General features: G+C 55.4%; 1 protein-coding gene. It reads left to right on the forward strand.

Going from position 1 to position 224, the window contains the following annotated elements:
* A partial coding sequence (locus tag BG74_RS16965; protein WP_244267324.1) for a M24 family metallopeptidase occupies positions 1–205 on the forward strand: 205 nt, incomplete at its 5' end.
* Positions 206–224 lie beyond the last annotated feature (19 nt).

The raw sequence follows: 224 nt of genomic DNA on the forward strand, positions 1-224 counted from the left end.
GCTGGAGCCGGGCATGGTTCTGACCATCGAACCTGGTATTTATATTGCCAACGACGCCGATGTGCCCCCCGCCTACCGCGGTATCGGCATTCGCATTGAAGATAACATTGTGATTACCGCTGCGGGTAATGAAAACCTCACTGCCTCGGTCGTCAAAAAGGCCGGGGCGATTGAAGCCCTTATGGCGACGGCGCGCAAAGGATGAGTGTTACTATTATCGGCGG

It is taken from the genome of Sodalis-like endosymbiont of Proechinophthirus fluctus, from assembly GCF_001602625.1.
GTDB lineage: Bacteria > Pseudomonadota > Gammaproteobacteria > Enterobacterales > Enterobacteriaceae.